This window comes from Pseudoalteromonas sp. ESRF-bin5, assembly GCF_002632075.1.
Classification (GTDB): domain Bacteria; phylum Pseudomonadota; class Gammaproteobacteria; order Enterobacterales; family Alteromonadaceae; genus Pseudoalteromonas; species Pseudoalteromonas marina.
The window spans coordinates 1-7,817 of the sequence record NZ_NTLW01000033.1 but is presented as its reverse complement, the minus strand read 5'-3'; the positions used below and the strand labels follow the sequence as shown (position 1 = coordinate 7,817).

At 40.6% G+C, this 7,817-nt stretch carries 7 protein-coding genes and 1 pseudogene; all 8 read left to right on the top strand.

The window, feature by feature from the left end; translation table 11 throughout:
- The coding region (locus BCG07_RS00790) for a DNA gyrase C-terminal beta-propeller domain-containing protein (RefSeq protein ID WP_286888083.1) at positions 1–1,965 on the top strand (1,965 nt) is incomplete at its 5' end.
- Between the two features lie 117 nt (positions 1,966–2,082).
- Positions 2,083–3,165 (top strand): 3-phosphoserine/phosphohydroxythreonine transaminase, encoded by a 1,083-nt coding sequence (gene serC, locus BCG07_RS00785; protein WP_008132955.1) that lies wholly within the window; start codon positions 2,083–2,085, stop codon positions 3,163–3,165.
- Positions 3,165–4,442, top strand: a complete 1,278-nt coding sequence (aroA, locus tag BCG07_RS00780) for a 3-phosphoshikimate 1-carboxyvinyltransferase (protein ID WP_286888081.1) — start codon at positions 3,165–3,167, stop codon at positions 4,440–4,442. Before serC ends, aroA begins: the two co-directional genes overlap by 1 nt.
- 106 nt (positions 4,443–4,548) lie before the next feature.
- Positions 4,549–5,259, top strand: a complete 711-nt coding sequence (gene cmk / locus BCG07_RS00775) for a (d)CMP kinase (protein WP_008132958.1) — start codon at positions 4,549–4,551, stop codon at positions 5,257–5,259.
- 95 nt (positions 5,260–5,354) lie between these two features.
- Entirely contained in the window at positions 5,355–7,022 is a 1,668-nt protein-coding gene (gene rpsA, locus BCG07_RS00770; protein WP_006794164.1) for a 30S ribosomal protein S1, read from the top strand.
- A gap of 67 nt (positions 7,023–7,089) precedes the next feature.
- Complete coding sequence (gene ihfB / locus BCG07_RS00765) at positions 7,090–7,377, top strand: integration host factor subunit beta (protein ID WP_006794165.1); 288 nt, start codon at positions 7,090–7,092, stop codon at positions 7,375–7,377.
- Between the two features lie 21 nt (positions 7,378–7,398).
- On the top strand, positions 7,399–7,680 hold the full coding sequence (locus tag BCG07_RS00760; protein WP_008132961.1) for a lipopolysaccharide assembly protein LapA domain-containing protein: 282 nt from the start codon (positions 7,399–7,401) through the stop codon (positions 7,678–7,680).
- A 2-nt stretch (positions 7,681–7,682) separates the two neighbouring features.
- Positions 7,683–7,817 (top strand): annotated as a pseudogene (locus BCG07_RS00755) (lipopolysaccharide assembly protein LapB); the annotation flags it as partial.

Here is a 7,817-nt window from a genome sequence, read left to right as displayed (position 1 = left end):
GCTGACATCGAAACAGACGAAAAAACGGGTCGTGAAACAATTATTGTTCATGAAATCCCTTATCAAGTTAACAAAGCACGCTTAATTGAAAAAATAGCGGAGCTTGTTAAAGATAAAAAAATTGAAGGCATTAGTGCACTACGTGATGAATCAGATAAAGACGGTATGCGTATCGTTATTGAGATAAAGCGTGGTGACGTAGGTGAAGTGATTCTAAACAACCTATATGCACAAACACAGTTACAAACAGTGTTTGGTATGAACATGGTTGCACTCATCAATAACCAGCCTAAGTGTTTTAATTTAAAAGAAATGCTTGAAGAGTTTATTATTCACCGTCGTGAAGTAGTAACTCGTCGTACAGTATTTGATTTACGTAAAGCGCGCGACCGTGCACACATGCTAGAAGGTCTAGCAATTGCACTTGCCAACATTGACCCAATTATTGAACTTATTCGTAAGTCTCCAACACCAGCAGAAGCAAAAATAGCGTTAACTGCACGTTCGTGGGAATTAGGTAATGTTAAAGCAATGCTTGAAAAAGCAGGTGAGGCTAACGTTGCTCGCCCAGATTGGTTAGCTGATGATTTAGGTATACGCGACGGCCAATACTTTATTTCTGAGCAACAAGCTCAAGCGATTCTTGACTTACGATTACACAAGCTAACAGGTCTTGAGCACGAAAAAATCTTAAGTGAATACCAAACACTGCTTGATTTAATTGCTGAACTGTTACACATACTGGCAAGCCCAGAGCGCTTAATGGAAGTAATTCGTGACGAGTTAGTTGAAATTAAGGCGCAATATGGCGATGAGCGCCGCACTGAAATCAACGCAGCCGCGCATGATATCAGCCTTGAAGACCTAATAACTGAAGAAAACGTAGTTGTTACGCTTTCTCACGAAGGTTATGTTAAGTATCAGGCGTTATCTGATTACGAAGCGCAGCGTCGTGGTGGTAAAGGTAAATCTGCAACAAAAATGAAAGACGAAGATTTTATTGAACGTCTTTTAGTTGCAAACACGCATGATACTATTTTATGTTTCTCTACAGCAGGGCGTTTATATTGGCTGAAAGTATATCAATTACCACTAGCAAGCCGTGCAGCACGCGGTAAGCCAATTGTAAACTTATTACCTTTAGAAGCTGACGAACGTATTACCGCTATACTGCCAGTACGTGAGTACGAAGAAGATAAATACATCTTTATGGCAACAGCATTTGGTACAGTGAAGAAAACACCTTTAACAGCCTACAGCCGTCAACGTGCTAGCGGTATTATTGCCGTTAACCTAAATGAGGGTGATAGCTTAATTGGTGTTGATATTACTGACGGTACCAACGAAATAATGTTGTTTACCGATGCGGGTAAGGTTGTTCGCTTTAAAGAAGCTGAAGAATCTGCTGTTGTTGACGAAAATGGAAACCCAGTATTAGACGAAGAAGGTAACCCAGAAATTCGTTTCAAGGGTGTTCGTCCAATGGGCAGAACGGCAACGGGTGTACGCGGTATTAAAATGACCGACGAGCAACGTGTTGTATCGCTCATCGTGCCAAAAACTGATGGCGCAATATTGACTGTAACTGAAAATGGTTATGGTAAACGAACTCAACTTGAAGATTACCCATCTAAGAGTCGTGCAACACAAGGTGTTGTATCAATTAAGGTGAGTGAGCGTAATGGTGCTGTAGTAGGTGCTGTTCAAGTTGATGACAACGACGAAATAATGCTTATTTCAAATCGCGGAACGTTAGTGCGTACTCGTGTGAACGAAGTTTCAACAGTTGGTCGTAACACACAAGGTGTTATTTTGATCAGAACTATTGACGAAGAGCAAGTAGTTGGTTTACAACGTATAGAAGAAATTGAAGTTACAGAAAGTGACTTAATCAATACTGAAGACGTTGAAACAGTTGATACAGTTATAGATGAAGTCGTGGATGATAATCCTCCTTCAGAATAATTGAGATTGAAAAAGCGGCCTTGGCCGCTTTTTTTAATGTTGTTGAAAAAAATTAATACAGCGTGGATTTAATATTTTCATGTTGAGTGTATAAATTACTGGAATGAGGCAAAGGTAATGAGTAAATATAATTTTTGTGCAGGGCCGGCTATGCTTCCGCAAGCGGTAATGCAAAAAGCACAAAAAGAATTCTTAGATTGGCAAGACATGGGCGTTTCTGTAATGGAAATTAGCCACCGTAGTAAAGAATTTTTGGCATTAACTGCAAAATGTGAAGCAAGCTTAAGACGCTTAATGAATATTAGTGATGAATTTGAAGTTTTATTTATGCATGGTGGTGGTCGCGGTCAGTTTAGTGCAGTGCCCCTCAATCTTCATCAAGCAGATAAAAAAGCTATCTACTGCGAAAATGGTGTGTGGTCTAAAAGCGCGACAGACGAAGCTAACAAGTTTACTTCAACAACCAGTGTTGATGTACGTAACGATGCAGATGGAAAATTCTCAATTAAAAATGTAGCTGATTGGGTTTTACCTGCAGATGCCTCATATATTCATTATTGTCCGAACGAAACCGTAGATGGCTTAGAAATTTTTGAGGTGCCAAGTCATCCAACGGCACCAATTGTTGCTGATATGTCGTCAACGATTTTATCGCGCGAAATTGATGTAGATAAATTTGATTTAATTTACGCTGGTGCGCAAAAAAATATCGGTCCATCAGGTATCGCTATCGTTATTGTGCGCAAAACATTACTTGATCGTGAAGGTTTAGCTAAGCCTGGTATTTTAGATTATGCACTCGAAGCGAAGCAGGGCAGTATGTTTAATACACCACCCACATTTGCATGGTACTTAGCTGCAGAAGTGTTTGAATGGTTAGAAGCACAAGGTGGTGTAAAAGCAATGGAAGCTCAGAATATCGCTAAGGCTGAACTTCTTTATAATTTTATTGATGAGTCTCCTTTTTATTCAAATAAAGTAGCCAAGCATTGCCGCTCACGTATGAACGTCCCATTTTGGCTTAATGACGAAAGCTTAAATGAAAAGTTTGTATCACAATCTAAAGAAGCTGGTTTATTAGCGCTTGAAGGGCACAGAATAGTAGGCGGTATGCGCGCAAGTATTTATAACGCAATGCCACTTGAAGGCGTGCAAGCGCTTGTTGATTTCATGGCAGCTTTTGCGAAGGAGAATAGCTAATGGAGCAACTTCGTTTAGAACCGATATCGCGTGTTAACGGCTCTGTGACATTGCCTGGATCAAAAAGTTTATCTAATCGTATTTTACTGCTGGCTGCTCTGGCTAGCGGAACAACCGTTGTAGAGAACTTACTCGATAGTGATGATATTCGTCACATGTTGGGAGCATTAGAGCTTTTAGGTGTAACAGTAACACTTAATGAAGACCGAACAGTTGCAACTGTTCATGGTGTTGGTGGTGAGTTCAAAAAACCTAATGAACCTTTATTTTTAGGTAATGCGGGTACAGCATATCGTCCGTTAACAGCTGTTTTAGCTGCTGTTAAAGGTGAATATGAGTTAGTCGGTGAGCCACGCATGGAAGAGCGCCCAATAGGGCACTTAGTTGATGCGCTTCAAGCCCTTGGTGGTGATATTACCTATACAAAGCACAAAGACTACCCACCGCTTAAAATTGTTGGTGGGCAAATTAATGGTGGCGAAGTTGAAATTGATGGCAGTATCTCAAGTCAATTTTTAACCGCTTTATTAATGGCAGCTCCATTATTCAGTGGTGATACGCAAATTACAATTAAAGGCACATTGGTGTCTAAGCCTTATATTGATATTACTTTAGGGGTTATGGCGCGTTTTGGTATTACCGTTGAACATTCAGACTATTCACTATTTAAAGTAAAAGGTGGCCAACAGTATAAATCACCTGAACGCATAATGGTTGAAGGTGACGCATCATCGGCTTCTTATTTTGTTGCAGCCGCAGCCATTGCTGGTGGCGAGATTGAAATTAAAGGTGTGGGTGCTAAATCGGTTCAGGGTGATATTGGCTTTGCGAAGGTGATGGAACAAGTCGGTGCACAAATCGATTGGTACGATGAACGTTTAGTTGTGAGGAAAGGCGAGTTAAAAGGGGTCGACATAGACGCCAATGCCATTCCAGATGCTGCAATGACGTTGGCTACCGTTGCTTTATTTGCTAAAGGTCCCACAGCTATTCGTAATATTTATAATTGGCGTGTAAAAGAAACAGACCGTCTTTACGCTATGGGTACAGAACTTCGTAAAGTAGGTGCAAAAGTTGTTGAGGGGGAGGATTTTATTGAAATAACTCCGCCATTAACATTTAACGATGTCGCTATTGATACTTACGATGATCACCGGATTGCTATGTGTTTTGCCATGGTTGCAGTGGGCGGAAAGCCTATAACAATCAATGACCCTAAGTGTACCTATAAAACATTTCCTACGTTTTTCAATGTATTAGCATCAGTGAGTGAATAGGCTTTTTATAACTATTTATAAAAAGTTACACACTAATAGCAGATATATTTTAATAACTGACGTATAATGTCGCGGTTTATTTAGGTGTGCATTGCAGGAGGTTTAAATGCAGGCGTTATTAATGCCCGTGATCACCGTTGATGGCCCAAGTGGTTCTGGTAAGGGAACTGTTTGTCGTTTGTTAGCCGATAAGTTGGGTTGGGATGTATTGGATAGTGGTGCAATTTACCGCGTTTTATCCCTTGCAGCACTTCATCACCAAATCGCATTAGATAACGAAGAGGCACTTGTACCACTGGCTGCAAATTTAGACGTGCAGTTTTTGGTAGATAGCCAAACTAATGCTGGAAAAGTTATTCTAGAGGGAGAGGATGTAACCACGACTATTCGTAATGAAGAAGTGGGTGCAGCTGCATCAAAAGTAGCAGCTCTTCCTCGTGTTCGTGAAGCGCTATTAAGGCGTCAACGCGCTTTTAGAACCGAAAATGGTTTAATAGCAGACGGCCGTGATATGGGTACTGTTGTATTCCCAGATGCGCCATTAAAAATCTATTTGACAGCGAGCGCACAAGAGCGTGCTCGTAGACGCTTTGTTGAGTTGAATGAGCGTGGGCTTGATGTTACACTAGGTGGTCTATTAGAAGACATTCAAGCTCGTGATGACCGTGATATGAATCGCGCCGTCGCACCGCTTGTGCCTGCAGAAGATGCAATTGAACTCGATACTAGCGAGCTAAATGCACAGCAAGTGTTTGATAAAGTTATTACTTTATTAGATGCAGCTATCTCTGAAGGTAAACTTCCTAAACGAAGTTAAACACATTTTATGCACCAGCAGGATGCCAGTGCTATTTTAACAACCCCATGCAGCATGGTTGCTTATTGGTATTAATATATGAGACGTATATTCGTATGTCAGAAAATTTTGCGCAGTTATTTGAAGAAAGCTTAAAGGGTTTTGAAGCAGAGCAAGGCTCTATTGTTAAAGGTACAGTAATCTCAATCGAGAACAACATTGTACTTGTAGATGCTGGTCTTAAATCAGAAAGTGCTATCCCTGCAGAGCAGTTCAAAAATGCTGCTGGTGAACTAGAAGTTGCTGTTGGCGACGAAGTAGATGTTGCACTAGATGCAATCGAAGACGGTTTCGGTGAAACTATCCTTTCTCGTGAGAAAGCGAAGCGTCACGAAGCGTGGATCCGTCTTGAGAAAGCATGTGAAGAGCAAGAGACTGTTACTGGTGTTATCAACGGTAAAGTTAAAGGCGGTTTCACTGTTGAAGTTGATTCAATCCGTGCTTTCCTACCTGGTTCACTTGTTGATGTTCGTCCAGTACGTGACACAACTCACCTTGAAGGCAAAGAGCTTGAATTTAAAGTAATCAAGCTTGATCAAAAACGTAACAACGTTGTTGTTTCACGTCGTGCAGTTATCGAATCAGAAAACTCACAAGAACGTGAAGAGCTTCTTGCTAACCTTGTTGAAGGTCAAGAAGTTAAAGGTATCGTTAAGAACCTTACTGACTACGGTGCGTTCGTTGACCTTGGTGGTGTTGATGGTCTACTACACATTACTGATATGGCGTGGAAGCGTGTTAAGCACCCTTCAGAAATCGTTAATGTTGGTGACGAAATCGCAGTTAAAGTTCTTAAATTCGACAAAGATAAGACTCGTGTATCTCTAGGCCTTAAACAGCTTGGTGAAGATCCATGGGCAGCTATCGCTGGTCGTTACCCAGAAGGTTCTAAACTTTCTGGTCGTGTAACTAACCTTACTGATTACGGTTGCTTCGTAGAAATCGAAGAAGGCGTTGAAGGTCTAGTACACGTTTCTGAAATGGATTGGACTAACAAGAACATCCACCCTTCAAAAGTTGTTTCACTAGGTGACACAGTTGAAGTTATGGTTCTTGAAATCGACGAAGAACGTCGTCGTATTTCTCTAGGTCTTAAGCAATGTATTGCTAATCCTTGGCAGGAATTTGCTCGTCTACAAAACAAAGGCGACCAAGTTACTGGTAAGATCAAATCAATCACTGACTTCGGTATCTTTATCGGTCTTGACGGTGGTATTGACGGTCTTGTACACCTTTCAGATATTTCTTGGAATACACCTGGCGAAGAAGCTGTACGTGAATTCAAGAAAGGCGACGAAATCACTGCTATCGTATTGCAAGTTGACCCAGAGCGTGAACGTATCTCTCTAGGTGTTAAGCAAATCGAAGCTGACCCGTTCAATAACTACCTTGATGCAAACAAAAAAGGTGCTATTGTTAAAGGTAAAGTGACTGAAGTTGATGCGAAAGGCGCAACTGTTGAACTTATCGAAGGCGTTGAAGGTTACATCCGTGTAGCTGATATCGCTCAAGAGCGCGTTGAAGATGCAACTACTGTTGTTTCTGTAGGCGACGAAGTTGAAGTTAAATACGTTGGTGTTGATCGTAAGAACCGCACTTTAAGCTTATCTGTTAAAGCTCTTTTCGAAGCAGAAGAGAAAGAAGTACTAGAGAAGCTTAAGAAAGAAGAGCCAGTGTTTGAAAACGCAATGGCAGCTGCTTTCGCAAATGCACAAAAAGACTAATAAATAATTAGTTTTTAGTTGGGAGGGCACTTTTGCCCTTCCTATATCTTTTTATTAAGGAAACGCTATGACTAAGTCAGAATTGATAGAAACACTTGCGGAACAACACGCACACGTTCCAGTGAAAGATGTTGAAAATGCTGTAAAAGAAATTCTAGAACAAATGGCCGGTTCATTATCTTCTTCAGATCGAATAGAGATCAGAGGATTTGGTAGTTTCTCTTTGCATTTCCGCGCTCCTCGCACAGGTCGTAACCCTAAAACTGGCGATACAGTAGAGTTAGATGGAAAGCACGTACCTCATTTTAAACCAGGTAAAGAATTACGCGACCGCGTCAATGCGAGCATTGCCTAGTTAATATAACGGAGTAGTTACTTGTTCAAGGTATTGAAATTTATTCTGGTAGCGCTGTGCCTAATTAGCGCATTTGTATTAGGGTCACAAAACCCGCAGTTAGTACAAGTAAATTATATTATAGCCAGTAATACTCTGCCTTTAGCTGTAATAATAAGTATCTGCTTTTTATTAGGTGTTCTAATAGGTTGTTTTATAAGCTTTAAGCTATTCTCTCAATTAAAGTGGCAAAATTACCGTTTGAAAAAACAGTTAGCGCCTGAGAAAAATAAAAACAAGCTTGACGTTAATAAAGACACCTAATTATGATTGAGCTTTTGTTTTTACTACTACCTGTTGCAGCCGGTTATGGCTGGATTATGGGTAAAAACAGTGCTAAAAATCATGCTCACCAACTTAATCGTCAAATAACTTCTGAATACAGTAAAGGGCTTAAGTTT